General features: G+C 48.9%; 20 protein-coding genes. 16 read left to right on the top strand and 4 right to left on the bottom strand.

All coding sequences use genetic code 11. The annotated features are described in order from the left end of the window. The first annotated feature begins 292 nt into the window (after positions 1–292). From B5M13_RS13580 to B5M13_RS13505, 16 genes are all read left to right on the top strand, one after another. Entirely contained in the window at positions 293–703 is a 411-nt protein-coding gene (locus B5M13_RS13580; RefSeq protein ID WP_080056186.1) for a response regulator, read from the top strand. Positions 704–727: 24 nt separating this feature from the next. Then, positions 728–1897 (top strand): sugar transferase, encoded by a 1170-nt coding sequence (locus B5M13_RS13575; protein ID WP_080056185.1) that lies wholly within the window; start codon positions 728–730, stop codon positions 1895–1897. Then, positions 1876–2826, top strand: a complete 951-nt coding sequence (locus tag B5M13_RS13570; RefSeq protein ID WP_080056184.1) for a glycosyltransferase family 2 protein — start codon at positions 1876–1878, stop codon at positions 2824–2826. Before B5M13_RS13575 ends, B5M13_RS13570 begins: the two co-directional genes overlap by 22 nt. 13 nt (positions 2827–2839) lie before the next feature. Beyond that, entirely contained in the window at positions 2840–4033 is a 1194-nt protein-coding gene (locus B5M13_RS13565) for a glycosyltransferase family 2 protein (RefSeq protein WP_080056183.1), read from the top strand. A gap of 25 nt (positions 4034–4058) precedes the next feature. Further along, a complete protein-coding gene (locus tag B5M13_RS13560) occupies positions 4059–5564 on the top strand; it encodes an O-antigen ligase family protein (RefSeq protein WP_080056182.1) in 1506 nt (501 codons plus the stop codon). Then, a complete protein-coding gene (locus B5M13_RS13555; RefSeq protein WP_080056181.1) occupies positions 5551–6750 on the top strand; it encodes a glycosyltransferase in 1200 nt (399 codons plus the stop codon). Before B5M13_RS13560 ends, B5M13_RS13555 begins: the two co-directional genes overlap by 14 nt. Before the next feature lie 47 nt (positions 6751–6797). Next, positions 6798–7625 carry a TolC family protein gene (locus B5M13_RS13550; protein ID WP_080056180.1) on the top strand — a complete coding sequence of 276 codons (828 nt, stop codon included), beginning with the start codon at positions 6798–6800 and terminating at the stop codon, positions 7623–7625. Positions 7626–7628: 3 nt separating this feature from the next. Beyond that, positions 7629–9845, top strand: a complete 2217-nt coding sequence (locus B5M13_RS13545) for a GumC family protein (protein WP_080056179.1) — start codon at positions 7629–7631, stop codon at positions 9843–9845. A gap of 5 nt (positions 9846–9850) precedes the next feature. Continuing rightward, positions 9851–11287, top strand: a complete 1437-nt coding sequence (locus B5M13_RS13540; protein WP_080056178.1) for an MOP flippase family protein — start codon at positions 9851–9853, stop codon at positions 11285–11287. A gap of 22 nt (positions 11288–11309) precedes the next feature. Beyond that, on the top strand, positions 11310–12266 hold the full coding sequence (locus tag B5M13_RS13535) for a hypothetical protein (protein WP_080056177.1): 957 nt from the start codon (positions 11310–11312) through the stop codon (positions 12264–12266). A gap of 116 nt (positions 12267–12382) precedes the next feature. Next, a complete protein-coding gene (locus B5M13_RS13530; RefSeq protein WP_080056176.1) occupies positions 12383–13255 on the top strand; it encodes an alpha-1,2-fucosyltransferase in 873 nt (290 codons plus the stop codon). Positions 13256–13289: 34 nt separating this feature from the next. Further along, positions 13290–14384: a glycosyltransferase family 4 protein gene (locus tag B5M13_RS13525; protein ID WP_080056175.1), complete on the top strand. Its 1095-nt coding sequence runs from the start codon at positions 13290–13292 to the stop codon at positions 14382–14384. Between the two features lie 25 nt (positions 14385–14409). Further along, positions 14410–15492, top strand: a complete 1083-nt coding sequence (locus tag B5M13_RS13520; RefSeq protein WP_080056174.1) for an acyltransferase family protein — start codon at positions 14410–14412, stop codon at positions 15490–15492. A 51-nt stretch (positions 15493–15543) separates the two neighbouring features. Next, complete coding sequence (locus B5M13_RS13515; protein WP_080056173.1) at positions 15544–16404, top strand: glycosyltransferase family 2 protein; 861 nt, start codon at positions 15544–15546, stop codon at positions 16402–16404. Positions 16405–16418: 14 nt separating this feature from the next. Beyond that, positions 16419–17906 carry a gliding motility-associated C-terminal domain-containing protein gene (locus B5M13_RS13510; RefSeq protein ID WP_080056172.1) on the top strand — a complete coding sequence of 496 codons (1488 nt, stop codon included), beginning with the start codon at positions 16419–16421 and terminating at the stop codon, positions 17904–17906. 42 nt (positions 17907–17948) lie between these two features. Continuing rightward, positions 17949–18725 carry a glycosyltransferase family 2 protein gene (locus B5M13_RS13505; RefSeq protein ID WP_080056171.1) on the top strand — a complete coding sequence of 259 codons (777 nt, stop codon included), beginning with the start codon at positions 17949–17951 and terminating at the stop codon, positions 18723–18725. On the opposite strand, the gene B5M13_RS13500 is transcribed toward B5M13_RS13505, so the two are convergent. Genes B5M13_RS13500 through B5M13_RS13485 form a run of 4 tightly spaced genes read right to left on the bottom strand, consistent with a single transcriptional unit; the run spans position 18722 to position 23461 of the window. Beyond that, positions 18722–20080: a cytochrome P450 gene (locus B5M13_RS13500; protein ID WP_080056170.1), complete on the bottom strand. Its 1359-nt coding sequence runs from the start codon at positions 20078–20080 to the stop codon at positions 18722–18724. The two genes, B5M13_RS13505 and B5M13_RS13500, sit on opposite strands and share 4 nt — an antisense overlap. Next, a complete protein-coding gene (locus B5M13_RS13495) occupies positions 20077–21399 on the bottom strand; it encodes a cytochrome P450 (RefSeq protein WP_080056169.1) in 1323 nt (440 codons plus the stop codon). Before B5M13_RS13495 ends, B5M13_RS13500 begins: the two co-directional genes overlap by 4 nt. Then, positions 21383–22537 carry a glycosyltransferase gene (locus tag B5M13_RS13490; protein WP_170061127.1) on the bottom strand — a complete coding sequence of 385 codons (1155 nt, stop codon included), beginning with the start codon at positions 22535–22537 and terminating at the stop codon, positions 21383–21385. The genes B5M13_RS13495 and B5M13_RS13490 overlap by 17 nt, the downstream gene beginning before the upstream one ends. Positions 22538–22576: 39 nt before the next feature. After that, positions 22577–23461, bottom strand: coding sequence for an FkbM family methyltransferase (locus tag B5M13_RS13485; protein WP_080056167.1), 885 nt, complete (start codon positions 23459–23461; stop codon positions 22577–22579). Between the last annotated feature and the right edge of the window lie 3 nt (positions 23462–23464).

Genomic DNA, 23464 nt, shown 5'->3' with positions numbered 1-23464 from the left:
CATTTAATCACCTTCAATTTATACACCTTGGCTGTATAGTACAACTTTATATGTATATGATGTCTATTAAAGTGAAGGATTATTTACTTATACATGAATTATTTACCAATTTATCATTAGATCATAATTTATAGTACCTACCGTAAAATTAATTTATTGTTTTTTGACACAAAAAACAGAAAGCTTAAGCCCGCTTTTTGTTTACAATATCGAGATTTCATAACCATAACAACTATCTTTACAAACCAAAATAACATTATCTTTTAATTCCACTGGCAAGCTTTGTACGCATATGAAAAAAGTATACCACGTTTTAGTGATTGAAGATGACTCGTTTATTCGAAAGGTATTGCGGCAAACATTAAAAGATGATTTTGAAGTAACCACTACCGAAAACGGGATGGAAGGGATGGCCTGGCTGGAGGAGGGGCACCCCGTCGACATTATTCTATCGGATATACAAATGCCGCATATGGATGGCAAAAATCTGATCAGTATGCTCAGAGCAAGCCCAGTATTCAGAAAACTTCCCATCATCATTTTATCAACCTACGCCGACAGCGATACCCGAATTGCCTGCCTCAAACTGGGAGCCGATGATTATATCATCAAGCCCTTTAACCCGATGGAGGTAAAAACCAAGATTATGACGGTTTTGCGCCGGGTAGAAGCCAACAGCGTAGGGCAACCGAATGCTGATTGATAAGAACCTGTCTGACAACAAATCATGAAGGCTGTAAGTGATAGTACACAACCCTTTCGGGTGCTCTATGTTGACAACGATGACCGACGCATTAAATCGTTTCAGCGAGCATTCCCTTCGCCCATTGAGGTCATTGGCGTAGCTGATGGCTGGTCAGCCATTTCGTATCTGGATGACAAAGAGGCCGTTGACTTGATTCTGTATAATGACGATTTAAATACGCGCGGCTTCATGAACGCCTATCAGGCGAAGCAAAGCCGAACTAAAATACCCATTATTTTACTCACCGATCAGGAGAAAATCGACCTGACAGCTGCTCCATATCATGGATTTGTGATAGATGCATTTCCGCAGAACTATTCGGAGGCAGCTCTGAAAATCCGGCTGAATTACCTGATTCAAAAACGAGATTATCAGCGTAACGGCCGAGTTGTGCATAAGCCGGTATCGGTACGAATGCCAATTGGCAAACGCGTTTTCGATATTCTACTTTCGTTTACCATCCTGACCCTGATTTCTCCCTTATTGCTCATTGTAGCCATACTCGTTAAGCTCGATTCCAAAGGCCCGGTTTTCTATAGTTCGAAACGGGTTGGGATGGGATTCAGGATATTCGATATGTACAAGTTTCGTACCATGAGTACGGGGGCCGATAAGTTACTGGCGGGCATGGCGTCGCAGAACATGTACAATAAGGTGGTGGAGGATAAACAAGCCGATGAACTGTGTGATGAATGCAAACTCGCCAATGGCCCCTGCCAGCGTCCGCTCTATCTGGATCAGAAACAAATCTGTGAACTTCAGTACCACCGCGAACAGAAAGCGAAAGCCATGTTCAGCAAGTTTAAGGAAGACCCCCGTGTGACCAAACTTGGCAAAATTCTTCGAAATACGAGTATTGACGAACTGCCCCAGTTATTTAATATCCTGAAAGGTGATATGTCCTTTGTTGGCAATCGGCCACTTCCGTTATATGAAGCCGAAAAACTGACCAATATTGGCTATGCCCGTCGGTTTGCGGCTCCAGCTGGACTAACCGGGCTCTGGCAGGTAACCAAACGGGGAAAAGCGAAGGTGTCGGATCTGGAACGTATCCAGTTGGATGTACTCTATGCCAAACGGTACTCCTTACGTACAGACTTAATTATTTTGCTGAGAACCTTAAAAGCGGTATGGCAGAAGGAGAATGTGTAGAAGCAAGGCCGCTGATTTCACTGATTACGATCAATTACAATCAGGCGGCAGTGACCTGCGATCTGTTGGAATCGACTCGGGCGTTGACTTATCCACGCTACGAAATCATTGTCGTCAACAACGGATCGAAGGATGATCTTGCCGAACGAATTGCGCAGGGCAACTACCCCCATGTAAAATACATTGACAGCCCTGATAATCTTGGATTTTCGGGTGGCAATAACCTGGGTATCCGATACGCTCAGGGTGACTATTACTTTCTGCTCAACAACGATACCATCGTTACGGCTGATTTACTGGAACAGCTACTGGCTCCCTTTGCGGAGAACCCAGCCGTTGGGGTTGTCTGTCCAAAGATTCGCTATTACGACCAGCCGACCATCATTCAGTATGCCGGTTATCATCCATTGAATGAATATACCGGACGTACCTGGGCCATTGGGCTCATGGAGCTCGATCAGGGACAGCACGACAAGCCCGGCTCCACCTGGTTCGCCCATGGAGCTGCTATGCTCGTCAGTCGGACAGTGCTGGAACGAGCGGGCTCACTCGACGACAGTTTTTTCCTATATTATGAAGAACTGGACTGGTCGGCACGCATCCGACGGGCTGGCTTTACCATTTATTATCAGCCTAAAGCCCTGATCTACCATCGCGAGTCGATGAGTGTCGGCAAGATGAATCCGATGAAGGTATACTACCATACCCGAAATCGGCTCTGGTTCATGCGTCGAAATGTGGACGGGTTTCCGTTGCTGGTTTTCTATATGTATTTTTTCTGCATAGCCCTTCCCAAAGCCCTAGCCCAATATACGTTACGATGGCAGCCTGCTTACCTCAAAGCGATAAAGGATGCCGTCATCTGGAATTTTACACATACGCCAAGTCCAACAGCACCCGCACCGTTGTCAGCCGTCGTTGCGGGCTAATTATAGTATTCGAATGGAACCATTGATATTGATTTGTATCGGGCTCGTAGTCTATACATATCTGGGTTATGGGTTACTGGTATGGCTACTGATTCGGCTTCGCCCGCCACGTCCATCCGTTGCCAGCCTGTCGGATGAGTATATGCCGGAGGTAACGTTGATTGTACCGGCCTACAATGAACTCGATTGCCTGCCTGCCAAGGTAGCTAACTCGCTGGGGCAGTCGTACCCACGGGAGCGTATCCACTTTCTGTTTGTTACCGAGGGATCGACTGATGGATCGGATGAATATCTACGATCAACTTACGGCGATACCATAGCTATTCTGGGCGGCACCGAACGGCGAGGCAAAGTAGCGGCAATGAATATGGCCATGCAACAAGTAAAAACGCCCATAGTGATTTTCACCGATGCCAATACACAGTTAAATCTGGATGCGGTTCGGAATATTGTTCGGCATTTTCGGGACCCAAAGGTAGGCGCCGTGGCTGGAGAAAAACGGATTCAGACTACCGACAGCGAATCGGCTGCGGGTTCGGGCGAAGGCATTTACTGGAAATACGAGTCGCAGTTGAAACGCTGGGATGCCGAACTCCACACCATTGTAGGGGCCGCAGGCGAGTTATTTGCCGTTCGGACGGAACTCTATGAACCTGTGTCGCCGAATACCATTCTGGACGATTTTATGATTTCGCTCCTTATCGCCGGGCGGGGTTATCGGGTTGCCTATGAGCCCGATGCGTATGCACTCGAACGGCCCTCCTTCTCGATCATTGATGAACAGAAACGAAAAATACGCATTGCAGCTGGTGGTTTTCAGTCGATTGTGTGGCTAAAACATCTGCTTAATCCGTTTCGGTACGGCGTGCTCACCTTCGAGTATGTTTCCCACCGGGTGATGCGCTGGGCTGTTACGCCCCTCTGTTTGCCTCTTATCTTTCTGCTGAATGCTGGATTGGTCATCCAGGATGGATGGAATTCGTTTTGGGGCTGGCTGTTTATCGGCCAAATTTTATTTTACGGCGCTGCCTGGCTTGGCTATACGTTGGAAAAACGTCAAATACGCTTGAAGGCCGCTTTTATTCCCTTCTATTTTACGTTTATGAATATTTGTGCACTTGCAGGTTTGGTTCGCTATTTGCGGGGCAATCAATCTGGAACCTGGGAGAAAGTGCGCAGGGCTAATGCCGTAGACGCACTTACATAATTGATCTGATAGTTACTCACTCGTTATGGCGCAGTCGGTATTTTCATTGAACAGTCCAACATCTGGCCAAGTATGGCTTTATAGCCTCCTGGGAGGCCTATATACCATTGGTGTGGGGTATCTGATCAGTAAGATGGGGCCAGTTGGCGGAGTGATGGCTTTGATAGCCCCAGTCGCTTTATTAACGGTTGTCATGGTGTTCAAAGAGCCCAAATTCGGCCTCTTTCTGTATTTACAACTTAGTTTTCTGATTGGCTGGTCACGGTTCATTAATGTTTCTATTCCTATTGGATTATTAATTGACGGGGTGCTAGCTCTAACGCTATTAAGTTTATTCGTTAACGGCCAGCGAATGGAATGGCACCGCTTACGCAGTCCTACATTCGTTCTGATTGCCATCTGGTTTACCTATACCCTTATTGAGCTGCTCAATCCTGAAGCGCCGTACCGTCCAGCCTGGTTCTTTCATGTCCGGCCTTTTTCGATGCACTGGTTCATGGCAGGTCTGGCCGTACTGGTTTTGCCCATTACCCTCCGCGACATCAAGATTCTGGTGTATTCGTGGCTGGGATGGTCGTTTCTGGCAGCCTTTTGGGGCTTTAAACAACAGTATCTTGGCCTGGAACCAGCCGAGCAAAACTGGCTTAGTCAGGGAAACAATGCCTTAACTCACGTATTGTTCGGACAGCTTCGTAGCTTTTCGTTCTATTCCGATGCCGCTCAGTTTGGGGGCGAAATGGCCGGAGCAACACTGGTGGCGGTGATTTATAGTTTCGAGGAGAAGAAGCTGATACCCAAACTGATATGTTTAACGTTGGCGCTCACCTACTTCTGGGGCTATGCTGTATCGGGTACACGCAGTGCACTGTTCGTAATGCTGGCCGGGTTTCCATTCTATCTGTTGCTTAAACGGGATTTTCCCAAACTGATTATTGGAGCCACGCTGGCCGTACCGCTGGTTCTGCTTCTGCTATATACCAGTGTTGGCAGTTCGAACTATCAGGTGCAACGGATGCGTTCGGCGCTGACACCCATGAACGACCCTTCGTTTATCCTTCGTCTGCAAAACCAGGAAAAGCTCAAACGATACTTGGCCGAGTATCCGTTTGGTGCCGGAATTGGCACATCGACCGACATGGGGGCACGGTTTTCACCCTGGCACTGGGCGGCCCAAACACCACCAGATAGCTGGTATGTCGAACTATGGATCGAAACCGGCCGGGTTGGACTTACCATCTACCTGATGATGGTTGTTGGCTTAGTGCTTATCGGTGTCTATCAAGTCTGGCAACTAAAAGACCCCTGGCTGGTGAAAGTAATGTATGCTTTCCTGGCGGAGTTTGTCGGCATTGCGGTAATGGGATACTCCAATCCTGTAATGGGGCAATTTCCGACCGACACCATGATTTTTATGACGACGATCCTGTTTACTACCTGCTATCGATGGGATACACCGGCTTCCGAGTTAAGTCCCAACCCCGATTCAATACTGTATTCAAACCCCACGCCCGACACCTATGAAACAGTTTGATAGCATCGTTTGTATTTCACAAACCTCCTGGAAAGGCGATTTTCAAAAGGCTGTCGTCCAGCTTATGACGGAGTTGTCGGCCCGGCATCGGGTGTTGTTTGTCGACTACCTGTACACGATTAAAGATCTGGTCACGGGTCGTAAGGAAGTATCGACGAAGGAGTTGTTGTTTGGCAACCCACTGACCAAAATTGACAATCAGGGTGGCGAAGATTTGTACGTCTGGTCGCCCCCTATTATTCTTCCAATCAACTGGATGGACGACAGCGCTCACGATCGGGTTCTGCAATGGAATATCAATCGACTAGTAGGGCAACTCCGAACAGTGCTGAAAAAACTGGGCATGCATCGACCATTGGTGATCAATGCCTATAACCCGGTTATTGGGTTGCCAATGCTGGGGAAGCTCAACGAATGCGCTACGTTATACTACTGTTTTGATGAAATTTCGGCGGCTGGTGAATGGATGAGCAAACACGGTACCCGCTATGAGGAAGCCTACATCCGGCGGGTAGATGCCGTAGTGACCACTTCCGAGACCCTGCGACAGGATAAGTCGACGCTTCAGCCTCAAACGTTTTGTGTAAAGAACGGTGCCAATTTCGATCTGTTCAACCAGGCAAGGCTTCTGGCTCAGCAGCAACCACCAAAAAAACCAGTTGTAGGCTACCTAGGCTCAGCCGATAACCGGGTCAACATCGATATTATGGAATACTGCGCCCGTACCATGCCGGATGTAGACTTTCAGTTTATCGGTGAAGTACACGAGCCTCTGTTAATCCAACGACTGGGGCACTACCCAAACGTAACGTTTATTCCCCCTCATCAGCCCGTCGATCTGCCACCCTTACTGGCCCAGCTTAGCGTCGGCATTATTCCGTTCGTCTGTAATCGGCACACCTATACCATTTATCCGCTGAAAATCAACGAATATCTGGCGGCTGGCTTGTCCGTTGTATCGACGCCCTTCTCGATTCTGGACGATTTCGATGGGGTAATCGAACTGGCCGATACACCCGACCAATTTGCCCAAGCCCTTCGACGTGCCCTGGCCGACACCAGCCCCTCACGGGTACAACAACGGGTAGCTATGGCCCAGCGTAACTCCTGGCCCGAGCGGGCGCGGGAATTTGAAGGGGTGATCCAGCAGATGCCTAAAGCCTGGCGACAGGAACAACCGGTATAATCGTATGTCAACTTTATCCACAGATTTTTTCAGGATTCTCCAATAGCATGAGATTACGCACAGTACACCAATTTAAGCAGCCTCTCTTCTCCCTTGCCAGTACGGTAATTTTGGGGATGCTCGTACATAGTGCCGGGTATGGCCAGGGTAATCCAGCAAGCACGCCTTCTGCAACACAACCCGCACCTACTCCATCGGCTGCTGTCACCGCCGACAGCTTGACTTTCGATTTCAACCAGGACATTTCAGTTCAGCTTATTCCGTTTGAGGATATGTTCAAGCTGGCACTAGCTTATTCACCCACCATCAAATTTGAAACAGCGGTTGCAGCAGGTTCGCAGGCAGCTTACAACTTATCAAAAGTACAGATCCTGCAAAATCTGACAGGATATGGCAATTACTCATCGGGCAATCAGGCTATTCTGTCAACGGGTACGAACGCCAGCGATCAGTTGGCTCAGATTTCGAATGGCTATCGGTATGGCGTCAATGTGGCGATCAGTATTCATGAACTCTTCGGCCGACCCCAGCAGATTCGGTTAGCCAAGGCCAACTACGACGCGACGGTTGAACGTAAACGGCTTGCCGAAATTCAGTTGCGACGCGACCTGTTTAACCTCTATCAGGATCTGCTCCTCGCCCAAAAGATTTTGCAGATTCGATTGCGGGATGATCAGGCATCGCTGGCGGCTTATCGGATTGCCGAAGTGGAGCTTCAGAAAGGAAAAATTGCCCCTGAAGCGCACGCGTTCAATAGCAACCGATACGCTGAAACCCGAGCGACGGTCGAACAGGCCAAGACCTCGTTCATTAAAGCTATTTATGCACTTGAACTATTCGTTGGAGTGCCTATTCGTCAACTGAAACGTGTGTAAGCTATGACTTTCCAGGAACTTGGGCGGCTTTTGAAGCAGCATCTCATTTGGTTTATTGTATTTCCCTGCCTGGGAGCCGGAGCCGTTTATTACTTCATGCGGAATGAGGTTAAAACGTACAAAACCAAGGCAACACTATATACGGGCTTTACGTCGGGTTATCGGCTGAATTCGGCGCGGGAAGGCTTTCAGGTCGATTACTCGGGCATTAGCAACGCTTTCGACAATGTACTGACGACGCTTAATTCGAATCAGACGCTCTATCAGGTTGGATTACGGCTATTGGCTCAACACTTGTACCTAACCAAACCCACAGAGCGCCAGCTTTCGGCAGCCAGCTTTCAGAAATTGCAGCAGACGATCCCTGCCAGTTTGCGCCAATCGCTGACGAAGACGGGAAACCTGGACTCAACCCGGAATCAGCTTGACCGACTCGCGCAAAGTTCAACCGACAACCCTGTTCGGGCGTTGCTCGCCAAATCAGGGAATGATTACTCGGCCGAAACCATTAGCAAAAAGCTCAAAGCATCCCGTCGGGCGGCCAGTGACATGCTGGATATGGAGTATGAAGCGGATGACCCGGCTATTGCCCAGCAAACGCTCGATCTGGCCGTTACGGAGCTGAATGAACGGTATACCAGCTTGAAACGGGGCGAAACAGCACCTGTATTGACCTACTATGAAGCGAATGTTAAGGCCGCCAAGCAAAAGCTGGATCAGGCAGAATCCAAGCTAAGAGCGTTCAATGTAGCCCATAATGTCCTCAATTTTGAAGACGAAATAAAGACTCGCTCAACCACAAGAGAAGCACTGGTCGATGAATATAATAAGGAGGTAATGGCTACAAAAGGAGCCAAAGCCGCTATGGATGCCCTCAACCAGCGGATGTCAGGGGGAGGTAACTTGTTAAAGATAAATACCCAATTAACGGACAAACAAGCCGAACTGACGGCGGCTGAATCTCAGTTGATCAATGCCCGTACCAATGGCCAACCCCAATCCGTACTGGACGCGCATCAGGCTAAAATCAATCAGCTTTCGAATGAACTGAAACAGATTGCCCAGAACTATTTTGCCGCCGACAACACGGCCGAATCCGTCCCTAAACTCAAACTGGTGAACGAATGGCTGGACAAAGTGCTGGAATACGAAGGAGCGGCTGCCCGGATGGACATCGTTAAAAAACGACTGGATGAATACCAGGCTGAATCGTCGGCCTACCCACCGCTGGAATCGGAACAACGGCAACTAACCCGCGATCTGGATGTAGCGGAAAAAGAATACCTTGCCCTGGTTCAATCGCTGAACGAAGCCCAAACGCATAATCAGGATATTTCGCTGAAAGGGGCTTTATCGGTCCTTGATCCACCTGTTTTTCCGCTAACCCCCCAGGCCCCTAAGAAGTTGCTCTTTATGGCCATTGCTGCGGGGGCGGGGCTGGTCATTGCCTTATTGCTGGCAGCTTTCCGTGCCTGGGCCGATAAACGGATCAATTCGCTGTCGCAGGCCGAACAACGCCTTGGCAGCCCAATCATCGCCCTGTTTCCCACTGTCAAAAAATTCGCGGCCAACTCAAAAGCCAGTCGGGCGGCTACCAGTATGTTTGAACAACTGGCCAATGCCATCAACATTACCATTGAGCAACGAAGCAATCCATCGTATCCACCCATCATCACCCTGTTCAGTACGCGCAGCAAACAGGGTAAAACCTGGTTTGCCCACGGGCTGGCCCGTATCTATGCGGAATCGGGTGAGCAGGTCGCGTACTATTATCCGCAATTGACCAATACGGACCAGAAGTTCGAACAGGAAGGTATTCATTTCTTTCCCTATGAACTACACCCTAACTTCATGAACGTCCGTGAACCCGAAGACCTGCTGACGGGCGATGATGCCATGATTGTGACCCGATTCGATAAGATCATTCTGGAATTACCCCCACTGGTCAGTAGTTCGATTCCCCTGCATTTGGTCGGTAAGAGTGCCGTTTCGCTGATGGTCCTGACGCTCCATACATTATGGGGTCGCCGGGATAAGCAACTGTTTGCGCTCTACCTCAAAGCGGCCCGGCAACCTGTACTGGTAACCCTGAATAAAGTAGAAGAAAGTAATCTGGATGCTCCAAGCCTCAACGACATCAAACAAGGGTTACCGCGTACGCAAAACGGACCGGGCATTCCAGGACCGTCTTCTAAAAACCCAAAGCTCCTTAACCAATAGGCGACATGAGTCATAAGCAGCAGGCTATTAGTGGTGGTAAGTGGATGAGCATTTCCACGGCTTTGTCGACTCTGTTTCAATTTGGGCAGGTGGCCGTGCTGGCGCGGCTATTGGAGCCGTCGGTATTTGGTATTGTCAGCGTCAGCACCCTTCTGATTGCGTTTTTTAACATTTTTGCCAATCTGGGCTTTTCCAATTCGATCATTTATAAACAGGAAGATGATCAGCAGGTACTGTCCACCATTTACCTGCTGAATCTAATCCTAGGACTGGTCATTGGTGTCGTCGTATTTTTTAGCTGGCCGTTGGTAGCTGCTTATTACAAAGAGCCGCGTCTGGAAGCTGTCATCAAGCTATCGTCGCTGTACTTTATTATTGTATACGTGGGTCAGATTTATCTGTTCCTGCTTCAGAAAGAGTTACGGTTCAAAGCCGTTGCCACCATCGATATGACGGGTACGATCGTAGGCACCGCCACAACCATCCTGCTGGCCTACAACGGGTTTGCAGAACTGGCGCTGATTTACGGGCAACTGGCGCAGCAAACGGCCAAATCGGCGCTTCAGATGATTTTTGGAAGTAAGTATTTCAGGCCCACCCTCACCTTTAACCTGGCCCTCATCAAAGACCACCTACGGTTCGGACTCTATAATGTGGGCGATGGCATCGTTGGCTTCATCCAGGCTAATTCGGATAATATTCTGGTAGGTGGTTTGCTGGGCGTGAAGCCACTTGGGTATTACACCCTGGCCTCTCAATTGGCGGTTTTTCCGATTGCCCGACTCAATCCAATCGTACTTCAGGTGGCGTACCCAATTCTGGCCCGGTTAAAAGGTGACACCGATGAGTTAAAAAAATCCTATCTGACGATTCTGGATCTGCTCAGCTACGTCAACCTACCCTTGCTGGCCGGCCTGTTTATTACCGCCGACAGCGTGGTCCCGTTGTTTTATGGACCGGGCTGGGAACCTACGATTCTATTGATTCGCATTTTTGTCTTTGTCAGCATTTTCACATTCCTGAGCAATCCGCTGTTTACCCTCGCCTTTTCAAAAGGGAAACCCAAACTGCTCTTCCAGCTCAACGTGGCCACGTTGTTCATCAAAATCCCGCTCGTATATGTGCTCGCGCAATACGGGGGCGTCGTAGGAATTGCGGTTGCCTTTATGCTGGCCACACTGGCCAACATGCTGCTCAATTTCCGAATTGTGCATTCGCTGATTGGGCCATTTTTAAAAGAATTTGCACAGGGCATTGCCAAGCCTGTTGGATTTTGCCTACTGATGGTAGGCGCTATTACGCTTTACAAATCATTTTTTGATTCAATAAGTGTGCCTCATACCATCGTACAGATTGGGATAGGTGCCCTGATTTATATTGGCCTTACCCTACGCTTCAAATTCCCACTCGCCGAATTAAAATCGCTGGGAAAAGCTGCGTAAACCGAAACTTGACTCTAACCCTATGGAACGGCTTATTTTAAAATCATTGTATGTAGTTGCCTGGCTGCGATACCCGAAGCTCCGAAAAGACCTGCGGTATTTTGTACGGGATAATTACTACTGCAAACTGGTTCAGGGCCGTTATGCCATCCGGGATTATGCCCTCAAAAAGCAATACAAGGTCATTAGCTATCAGGGCGAATTCGACCAGGAAATCCGCTATGTACTCCCCTTTGCGTATTGGCACCACCTGAATGGAACCCTGAAAAAGACCATTTCTGCCAGCAATACGAAGGAGTTTTATTTTTTCAGCCCTGATCACGAAGAACGATTTACGAAACGAATCTGGACGGAATCGTATGCCCATTACGACGTTCCGAACATGACGCACAGCTATACCTACAGTTTTCGGAAATGGGTACAGGTGCCGTACAAGACGCATTACCGGAACGACATTTTTGTGTTCGATAAACCGATTCTGGTTATCGCTAATAAATACAATATTGAGTGGGACCAGCCCCCCATCAACTACCTGGACATTCCCACCCTCGACCGGATCATCAAGACCTACGGGGCGAAATACCAGATCATTTACAACCGACCGCTTCCAACCCAGATCGTTGGCGACAATAGCGAAACGATGTCGCTCAACGAGCATAGCTGGTTGCGGGAAAACCACCCGAATGTACTGCTGATGGATGATTTGTTTGCCAAATACCACCCAGCGGTCGTGAACAACTATAACCATCTGCAACTCATGATCTATGCCAACTGTAACCACTTCATTTCGATGCATGGGGGTACAGCCGCATTAGCCAGTTGTTTTGGCGGAACCAACATCATTCTGTCGAATCCAAATTGGGGTCATGAGCATGCTTTTCAGGAATACAAAACACTGTTTCCGAAGTTATCGGGTGCAACCATTCTGCACGCCCGCGACCGGGAGGAGCTTTTGACCCATTTGAGCACGCATTACTGATTTATTAGGCATAATACCGCACATTACCCTCTCCTGCTTTTGGTAGAGGAGTGAAATGACGTGCGTGAGTTCTTTTTAACCACCGTTCCTTCGTTTAACTAAATGCACGCAAAACAATGGTTATCAGCAGAGTAACTAGTGGCCTTGGTAATCAGCTTTTTCAGTATGCGGCTGCCCGTAGCCTTTCGCTGAGAAATAAAACGTCGTTTTACGTCGATCTGAGCTACTATTTGTATGAGTACCCAGACGATACGTCGCGGTCGTTCAAGCTGGGTTTCTTTTCGGTTCCCTACCGTATCCTTCAGGAATCGCCCGTCGAATATGTATCGAAGTCGACGAAGCTGTTCCCCAACCGTACGTTACGACCCTTTTTTCTGTTTTTGAAGGAGAAGCAGTTTCATTTCGATCCAGCCATTTTACAGGCCCATGCCGGATGTGTTATCATGGAAGGGTTCTGGCAGTCGGAGTGCTACTTCCGGGATTATGCAGACAGTATTCGTCGTGAATTACAATTGAGCAAAGCCCCCAGCGCTGAATTTGACGGCTACCAGCAACAGATTCAGGGAACGTCCGTTCCGGTATCCGTTCATGTCCGGCGGGGCGATTACGTTAACCATCCCGAGTTCAGCAAAACGTTCGGCTTTGTTGGGCTCGACTACTATAAAACGGCCATTCGTCATCTGACGAAGGAAATCAAAAATCCACATTTCTACGTCTTTAGCGACGATAAAGACTGGGCCAGGGAGAACCTGCCCTTACCAACCGATAGCGTCTTCGTGACCAATACCGGGCCGAGTGGCGACGTGGCCGATCTGGTCCTAATGAGCAAATGTCGCCATCACATCATAGCCAACAGTTCATTCAGTTGGTGGGGAGCCTGGCTCAATCCAGATCCTGATAAGTTGGTGATTACCCCCAAACACTGGTACAAAAACCAACCCACCTGGAACACCAAAGACCTGCTTCCGCCAGCCTGGGTTTCCCTTTGAGCCAGTCAACCACTAACAACCTCCCAAGACTACGATGAAAGTTTTTATAGATCACCAGAAGTTCACCACCCAGAAATATGGCGGAATCAGCCGGTACTTCGCCAACATTATCGAGGGCATCAAACAAAGCGATTCGATAACGTATCAGCTCGGGGTTCTGCACGCTAAAAATCACTACATAAAAGATGAACCCCTGGCCTTGAAAGGCAGCCTAAGCGATAAAATTTTAAGCCGAAGCGAGAAAGCCGACTATATGCTGAATCAGTATTACTGTGAACGACTACTGAGTAAATCGGAATTCGACGTTTTTCATCCCACCTACTACGACCCTTACTTTTTTAAACAACTCAAAAAGCCACTGGTCGTTACCATTCATGACCTTACGTACGAGCGACTGCCAGAATATTTCTGGGCCAAAGATCCACTGACGTACCAGAAACGACTGAATATTGAACGGGCCGATGCCATTATTGCCATCTCGAACACAACTCGTAACGACCTGCTTCATTTTTTTAAGGTCGACCCGGCCAAGGTATCCGTCATTTATCACGGCATCGATATCGATACACCCCTGCAATTTGCCCCCATTGCCAATCTACCTGAGCGCTATGTACTTTTCGTGGGTGACCGAAGCGGCTATAAGAACTTTTATCTGTTCATGAACGCCATTAAACCACTGTTACTCAGCGACCCAACCTTACAGGTAATCCTGACAGGGGGAGGGCGAGTTGAAATAGCCGACGAAGAGTTTCTGAAACGGCTGGGGCTCACGGATCGGGTACGCCATATCAACGCAACCGACGAGCAGCTCAATTCACTCTATAAGAACGCTCAACTGTTTGTGTACCCTTCTCTTTACGAAGGATTTGGCCTACCCATTCTGGAAGCCTATAAAGCACGCTGCCCCATCCTGTTGAGTGATACAGAATGTTTTCGGGAAGTGGCAGCCGATGCTGCTGTCTTTTTTAAAGCGACCGACCAGGACGACCTGACCAGCAAGCTATCCAGCACATTAGCCGATCATGCGTTACGGGCGGAATTAGTGGAACGGGGAATGAAGCGGCTGGCCGATTTTCCCCTGAAAAAATCCATCGACGCTACACTCGATGTCTATAAATCATTGGCCTAATTATACATTCTAAACGTTGCGCAGCATGCGGTTTCGAGCGGTTGATACATTTCGGGGAATGGCTGCCATCATGGTCATTTTTTTCCATCTACAACACCTCTCCATCCTGAAAGGCAATGACTTTGTTGCCAAAAGCGATCTATTCGTCGATTTCTTTTTTGTACTGTCAGGCTTTGTGATGACGCATAGCAACTATGCCAAAATTACGGACCTGTCGAGCATAAAACCGTTTGCCATCAAACGGTTCAAACGGCTCTATCCACTTCATCTGTTCACACTGCTACTGGTTCTGCTGTTCGAGCTTTTCCGCTTCGGTGTCGATCGGTATGTAGTCAGGTTATCGAACCCGGTTTTTGGCCCCGACAAATCGCTTCCTTCGTTCCTGGCCAACCTCACCCTGATCCAATCGCTGAATCTGTTTGACACGACAACCTGGAACGGGCCAAGCTGGAGTATCAGTGTTGAGTTTTACACCTACCTCCTTTGGGCGTTGTGCCTGGTTGTTTTTCGCAAGAATCTGTGGGTCATGTGTACCCTTTGTTTTGGTCCGATTGCCTGGTTTATTGTTCGCCATCAGGGCAATATCATTTACAATTACGACTACGGATTCGTCCGCTGCTTTTATAGTTTCCTGATCGGAATGCTCACGTATCGACTGAGTCGTCACTGGCAATCGGCAGGTGCCCGATGGGTTTTCTCGGTGGTCGAAATTCTTCTGCTGGGAGGTACTCTATTGGCTGTCAGTAGTTTTCATCATGCGGAGAGCTGGATGATGCCTTTCCTGTTTGCCCTGGTCATTCTGGTATTTTCTCAGGAAAAAGGTATTGTATCGACGATACTGGCAAATGATCGGCTCGAGTTTCTTGGTAGGCTTTCGTATTCGTACTACCTCAACCATATGGTTGTTCTGAACGTATTGGACCTGATCATTTTCCGGGTCATTAAAGTGCCCGCTACTTCGCTGGGCGAATGGTTGTATGTGCTCCTCTGCCTGATCGGTGTTCACCTGTTGTCGTTGTTTACCTATCGGTATGTCGAACTGATTCTGCAATCAGCACCACCGAATCGAACGCCCAGATCAGTTCCTCAGCCTACCTCAGTTGGATGATGTAAGCGTCTGAAAAATATCCTCTGTTGACATACCTAACTGCTTTATTTTATGGACTTGTTAAACGCCCCTGACTGGATCAATCAATTCAATTTTCCGTATAAGTCGTTCGAAGAAATTCCGCAATCGGTATTCGATTCGATCAACAAAGACCTCGACCTGATTCAAAAACCCGATCCACTTGTGAGCATCGTGGTTCCGGCCTGGAACGAAGAGGTCAATATTCTCCGCAGTATTGCCTCACTGGCGAAACAGAAAACGAACCTTCCCCTGGAGATTCTGGTGGTGAATAACAACTCGACCGATAATACCCAGAAAACGCTCGACAGCCTGCATATTCGATCCGCCTTTCAGCCAATACAGGGTTGGGGGCCAGCCCGGCAGATGGGTCTGGAGCAAGCCCGTGGCAAATACCTGCTCACCGCCGACTCCGACGGCCTATATCCTCCCGATTGGGCCAATGAACTGATGAAAGTACTCCAGCAGCCCGGTGTCGTTTGTGTGTACGGTCGGTATTCGTTCATCCCATCGCCTGGTTTTCCCCGCTGGAAACTCACCATGCTTGAAACCATGAAAGACACGGTTGCTGAACTGCGTCACCTCAAGCGCCCTCATTTGAATGCCTATGGAATCAGCCTGGGTTACGTACGTGAGTATGCCCTGAAAGTTGGGTATGTGATGCATAAAATTCGGGGCGAAGACGGGCGGATGTGTTTCGATCTGATGAACTATGGCACTGTTAAACAGGTAAAATCCCGAAAAGCCCGTGTCTGGACAGGTACCCGAACCCTCGAAAAAGATGGCAGTTTCTCACGTACAGTCTGGCTAAAAATCGGAATCGAACTACGCCGTTTTCGCAGCATGTTCGTTTCCCAAGCCCCTCACGACACCAAAACCTCAACGAACAACTAGTTTCATACGCTCTCATGGCTGCGCTCCAGTCCGTTTTCTGCTGGATAGTTCTTTCGCTGCTGGTCCTGGCAACAGATCTGCGTTGCCAGGCGCAATGCAGTCAGGGAGCTATCCTTTGTGAAACGTTTGGAGCTGGTACACGAGGGGCTTTACCCGACGGACAGACGAAATTCACCTACAATCCAATAGCTTGTCCTGAAGATGGCGAATACAATGTGATGGATACAGTATCGGGAAGCTGTCACGGACAAGCCTGGCATTATGTCGCACAGGATCATACCGACGGAGATGTGCGGGGTAATATGTTTGTGGTTAATGCCTCCTATCAGCCCGGTGAATTTTACAGCCAGGCCGTTACGGGCTTATGTCCAGGTGTTACCTACGAATTTTCGCTCTGGGCCCTGAATTTAAACAAGGTGATGCAACCAGGCGCCTGCGATGGCTATAGCCTCCGTAACCCGATTATCGTGATGCGGATCGAACAGACCGACGGTACACTCATCCGGGAAGTTGTCCAACCCGCCATTCCACGCACGACCTCACCAACCTGGGTTCAACTGACCATGCAGTTTGCGATTCAAACCAACAAGAGTGATATTATTGTCAAACTGGTCAATCAGGGACTTGGCGGCTGTGGCAATGATCTGATTATCGACGATATCGGGTTTCGCCCTGTACACCCGGCTCTCTCCATCCAATTTGCCAATACGACTGGCACTCAAACTACGGCCTGTGCCTACAGTGCCCTAACGCTGGAGGTCGGCTCGGCCACTGGCTATCCTAATCCGGTCTATTTATGGCAGCAAAGCCGAGACAACGTAACCTGGACCGCCGTACCGGGTGCGGGAAATGCCAGTTACACGATCAACCCGGTCCGGGCCGGTCGTACTTACTATCGGCTTCATAACACCCAGCCGATCAACGAGGCTGCCGTAGGCCGATCGCAATGTTCAGCCGAATCGAACGTACTTATTGTCGACGGCACGCCCGTGGCAACGGTCGACCTGGGCCCGCCATTCATTCTTTGCGAAGGCGCTTCGGTTGTATTCAGTGTTCCTGATACCCTGCCCCCAAATGCGCGTTTCGTTTGGTCGGACCAGAGTACTAATCGGCGTCTAACTATCACAAATGCAGGCGTTTACTGGCTGGAAACACGACTAAATGCCTGTCCCTACCGCGACTCCGTTACCGTAGTCGTTCAAAACTGCCATCTGGAAGACACCTACATCCCGGATGCGTTTACACCTAATGGCGATGCCATGAATGATCAGCTTCAGATTCGTCATGCCGGAACGTTTCTGGCCTATCAATTCCGAATATTTGATCGGTGGGGCAGCGTGATTTTTACCAGCAAAGACCCCGAACACAGCTGGGATGGCACGTATTTGAGCCAACCCTGCGAAACCGGCTCCTATGCCTGGACGTTCGACTATAGTATACGAACCATAACCAACGAAGAACGTCGTGTTTCCAAAAGTGGCTGGGTATTATTAATTCGATAAACATCCATTCCTAAGCATCTTACATCCGCATACATTACATCCATGAAAAAAAACTACAACTTCTCCAATGTTAGCCTTCTGGTTACTCACTACAACCGCAGTCAGTCGCTGGAGAATCTATTACAAACCTTCCGCCAACTTGATTGCCACTTTGGGGATATTGTCGTATCGGATGATGGCAGTAAGCCGGAACATCAGGCTTATCTGAAGACGCTACAGGCCAAATTTGGTTTTCAATTGATCACAACACCCGTTAATAAAGGGCTGGGCAACAATATCAATAAAGGACAGGAAGCGGTCCGAACGCCCTATACGTTATACGTTCAGGAAGACTTTGAACCTACACCGCTGTTTCCTGATCGGCTAGTCGAATCACTGGCGATTCTTAACCATGAGCCTCAGTTCGATATTATTCGGTTTTATGCCTATATCCGCTATCCATTTCTGAAGCCTTACAACAACGCCTTTTCAGAAATGTTTATGCCGAACTGGTCGTTGAACTATAAAAAATTATATGAGTATAGCGATCACCCACACCTCCGTCGAAGTTCATTTCTGGAGAAGTTTGGTAAGTATATAGAAGGTGTTCACCCCGACAAAACGGAGTACCGAATGAGTATTGCCTTCATCCAGAAAAAAGGAAAAGGGCTGTTTTACAACAATTTTACGGAGCTATTCTACCAAAAAAATAGTCAGGAGGAGCCCAGTACCATCAGCCGTAAATTCTGGACCTTCAGTAAGAATCCGGCAATTGCCACTGTCCGCTACCTATATCGACTCATTAAAATCAATTACGATATTCGTTTTTTACGGCTTTAATCCATGTCCCGATAAGTCGGGTTTTCCTCTTTTCGACGATGCAGTATACCCGCCACTTTTCGCTCGAAACGGGGCATCATAAACGTGGCCAATCGAATATTGGGATCAAAAATCTCTACAGAATACGTTTGCAGGAACGCATTCAGCACGATCACGAAATTCAACTCCGCCAAATGCTGACCAATGCATTTTCGGGGGCCGTTCAGGAACGGGACGTACGTATACGGCACAGATGGTTCAGCCTGCCATCGTCTGGGCTCGAATTGATCCGGATTTTCCCAGAAATCGGGATGATGATGCAGAGCATGCAGTAAAATCAACGCTTCCTGCCCCTTGGGTATCGTTATACCATCAACGGTCATCGATTCGCCAAATCGGCGGGCAACGGCCATTGTGACGGGATAAACACGCATTATCTCTTTCATAAACTGGAGGGTGTTGGGCAACAAACGAAAATCATCACGGGTGGGATAGCCTCGCTCACTGGTCACGGTACGAAGTTCGTTACGTAGGGTTTCAGCCAGAGCGGGCCGTTTGCCGAGTTCGTACAATGCTCCTGTTAATACATAATCCAGCGCATTGTAGGCTCCATACAGATGATTCACTTCATTGGCTATTTCAGGCGCCGAAAAGCCTGCTTCCCGCATGCGATTCAGCCAGTTTAGCCCTCTACTATCGCCCCTTTGTGGTTGGCTCATTAACGAATCAATCTGTGTGTAAAGCTGCCTTTTTTTACGAATTCGCTGCCACTGAGCCTTCAAAAAGCGGGGCAACCGCACGAGTTGCCGCTTCCCCATGCCAAAATCATCGAGTCGGCTTCGCGTGTCCATGTAATGAAACTTGAAATCGATCAACGTACGACCCAGTTGGCGAGCACCGGCCTGGTCGGGGTCAAGCCCACAGCCTACCTTCAGAAACAACGAGCTGTTGAGATTAACTAGTAACGCATATAAATCCTCAAAGGACAGATTTTCCTGCCAATGGGCTATATGCTGCCCAATCTGCTGATGCATGCACTCGGCATACGAATCGACATTTGCTTTGGTAAACACCGGCATAACGGCCCGCAACCGTTTCTCCCAAGCATCACCATCCATAAACAGAAGACCCGGTGCTATCGGAATCATCCAGGAAGCGTATCTATAGATACTGGATCGACGTTGCGTATGCATCCGATCCATCAGCAGGGCTTCAACCAGCCGGGGGTCGCAGGTGACCAGATTACCCTGATACAGAAAATTTTTCCCGTACGCTTGGGTCAGTATTACCCAAGCCTTATCCCGATGCTGTTCAAGCAGGTGTTGGGCTTCTGCCACTGTTGGGCCAGGGGGAATACCAAACCGATTCGTTTTCATACCTGATTATATACAGTGAGTTGAGCTGGTACCGGACCCGCAAACCGGGGAATCAGGTAAGGCAAAATGGAGGGGTTGTCTGAAAGAACCTGTATATCGAACCGTTGCAACAGTGCATTCAGGGTAATTACAAAATGTAGTTCGGCCAGGTGTCGGCCGATGCATTGCCGGGGACCGATCAGAAACGGCATATACGCCCGAGGTTCACGCAAAGGCCGATTCCAGCGGTTAGGGTCGAAAGTGGCCGATGAGTCCCAGAAATCGGGATGAAAATGCAGGGCCTGAATCATAATCATTACCTCCCGATTCTTAGGCAAAGAATCTTGGTTTATCGAAAGTTGTTCTCCAGTTCGTCGCAGAATCGCAGCCGCTACGGGATAATATCGGAATACCTCTTTCATAAAATTGGTGGTGTCGGGTAGGTGGTCGAAATCAGCACGCGTAGGGTAAAGTCGCTTCCCGAGCACCTGTTTAAGTTCGTTCCGAATCCGTTCAGCCCAGTCAGGCCGTCGGCTTACTTCCACCAATCCGCAGGTAATCACGTAATCAATCGCACTGAAAGCCCCATAAATATGATTTAGCTCATCACTAATCTGCGACAGCGAAAACCCAGCCTTACCCAGCAGATTGAACCAGTCCTGACCCTGACTGCCCGTTTGCTGCCGTTTCTGCATAATCTGACTGACCACTTGATTCAGGGTTTGAATCAGTCTCTTCAGCTGGTATCGTTCGCGAAGAAAAGTCGGTATAATGCGTAGCTGATCGAGCGAAAAGCCAAATTCATCCAACCGAGCCTGAGAAGTCATAGTCTGTTGTTTGTAGGTCATCAGCATATTGCCGAAACGCTGCGTCAACGAATCGGCAAGGTCGAGTCCATAGCCGACCCGAAGCACGACCTGCAACCCCAATTGTGTAATCAATACGAACAAATCGGGTATCGGCATCCCTGGTTTCCAGTCCGCCAAACAGTTAACGACGGTTTCATGCATACGACTGGCATAGGAATCGACGGCCGATTTCGTAAACACGGGCATCACCGCCTGAACATGTTTATGCCATTCCTCACCTTCCATGAATAACACGCCTGGTGCTCCCGGAACCAGCCGCGACATCAATTTATAACCTTCCGAGCGATACTGGGTATGTGTCCGTTGCATCAGCATGGTCTGAATCACGGCAGGATCGCAGGTAGCCAGTCCGCCCTGATAGCTGAAATTGTTTCCATATTTCAGAACTAAGTCCACCCAGCCCTGTTGCGGATTCGAATGAATCAGTCGTTTTGCCTCGCGGGCACCAGGCCCTTTAGCAATACTCGTCATACTTTTTCTCTACGTTACGGCTTACGAATGAACCCACCAACTCCGCTACATCATAAACGGCCCGATGCGCTTCGGCAACCGCTCGCTCCCGATAAACCGGGTTGGTAATAATCTGCTGAATAGCCGGAACAATCTCCCCAACATGCCGGGCAAGAATACCGACCTGATGCGCCACCAGCCAGGCTTCATTCCCACGTTGCACCGGTCTCATCCCTTTACTCTTCAGAGCGATCAGTGGCGTTTGCGTAATTAATGCTTCCGTAATGGTCATGGCTCCCGGCTTTCCAATTGCAAAGTCGGCTAGGTGTAAGTATTGAATAGGCGTATCGGGCAAGTAGCCAAGCACCTGCTTTGGATACGGCGTTTTCAGGTTTTGAATGGCGTTAAAAACAACCTTATTCCGACCGCACAGAAAAATCAAATTAATGCGAAGGTTAGCCTGGGCTACGGCTTCGGCAATGGTCTGAAGATGAATGCAGCCCTGCCCACCAAATGAGATCACCCCGGTAGGCAAATCCGGGTCCAGGCCCAATCGAATGCGTTCGACTCGCTGACCCATACTAGGTATTTCATAGCAGAGGGGATCAGCGACCATGCCTGCTACCCGGTAGTTCCGGGCATCTGGTACGCCGGCTTTCCGGGCCTGCTGGTATAACCGATCAGTGCCGTTCAGGTAATACTGATCAACGCGGGGAGTAAACCAGTACCGAGGCTTCACTTCCTCAAAATCAACCGGAATGGTTATGCAAACAGCCGATGGATTGATCAGTCGGACACTTGCATACAGAGCCGGGTTGTACATGGGTGTTACCGATATAACGACATCGGGAGGTATTTCCTGCCAGAATGAACTCAGCTGCCGGATACCCTCCTGCCCCAACAGATCATGAAAAAGCAGCGACAGGTTAATCTGCCCTCCCAGATCAAATACTTTATCCCGCTTCAACTGCCCGTTAAATCGATCAATGCCGTATCGGGCAATTTTTCCAAACCGTTTATGCCGATCAAACAGATCTACAATATTAATTAGACGAACCGACCAGTCAGGATAGCGACTATCCAGGGCCCGCTTCAGCCCTACAGCGGCCGATCGATGCCCCGAAGCTGCATCAAAATAGACAATGGCAACTTGTTTCATAACCAAATCATTCATACCGGATAACGCCCGTTGCCAGGCTTAGTCGGCCATGGCATAGAGTGTATAAATATTCATCAACCGATGCAGCTGCCAGTCTTCCTGATCGACAATGGTTCGAAAACCTCGCTGCTGAAACAGGGCTGTCAGGGTAGTGACCCGATTATCGAGATCATGCACTTCGATGATAAACTGCCTGATTTTGGGCCAGTCGGCATCGTTGATACCTCGCACTACATCCAGTTCACTCCCTTCTACATCAATTTTCATCACATCGATCCGATCAATATTCTGCTCACGAATAATGTCTGAAATGGTTTTGAGTATACAGTCAATCTGTTGTTTACGCAGACGTTGTATTACGCTTAGTGAGAGAATCGGGATACTAAGCAAGCCAAGTACGGGCAAGCGCAGGTACGGGCGAGCCAGCGAACGGGTAAGCCAGTTAGCCAGGGTAGTCGGTAGTTGCCCAACTCGGGCCATATCGCCAATCAGCGCCTGCATCCAGGCATACGCACTGGCCTTCTTCTGCGAACTATCGGCGATTGCCCCCGGATACATACTGGCCGTCATGCTAAGCGACGGCTGAAATGTAAACCGGGCGGTTCCGGCCCGATCCGACAGCCCAATGTTGAATAACCGGGCGTTCACCGTTGAAAAAAGAAGCCGTGCATTCTGTTGCAGTACAGCGTATAAAGCAGGTATTGGCTCGAATGCAAACAGCTTTAAATTCGGGTAAGTCTGCGTCAGAAAAATGGAATACAAACCAATGTTTGCCCCGACATCGAATACACAGTCGCCATCGGCCAGGCGGATACCGTGCTGTTGGTACGACTGCATGGCAAAAATCTCATGATACAGCACATCGGCTTCGGTCTTATTCAGGGCGGCCACGCGTAAGCCGTTGGGTAATTGAACTTGTTTCATTGT

The organism is Spirosoma aerolatum, from assembly GCF_002056795.1.
Taxonomy (GTDB): domain Bacteria; phylum Bacteroidota; class Bacteroidia; order Cytophagales; family Spirosomataceae; genus Spirosoma; species Spirosoma aerolatum.
This window is presented reverse-complemented; position numbering and strand designations above follow the sequence as displayed.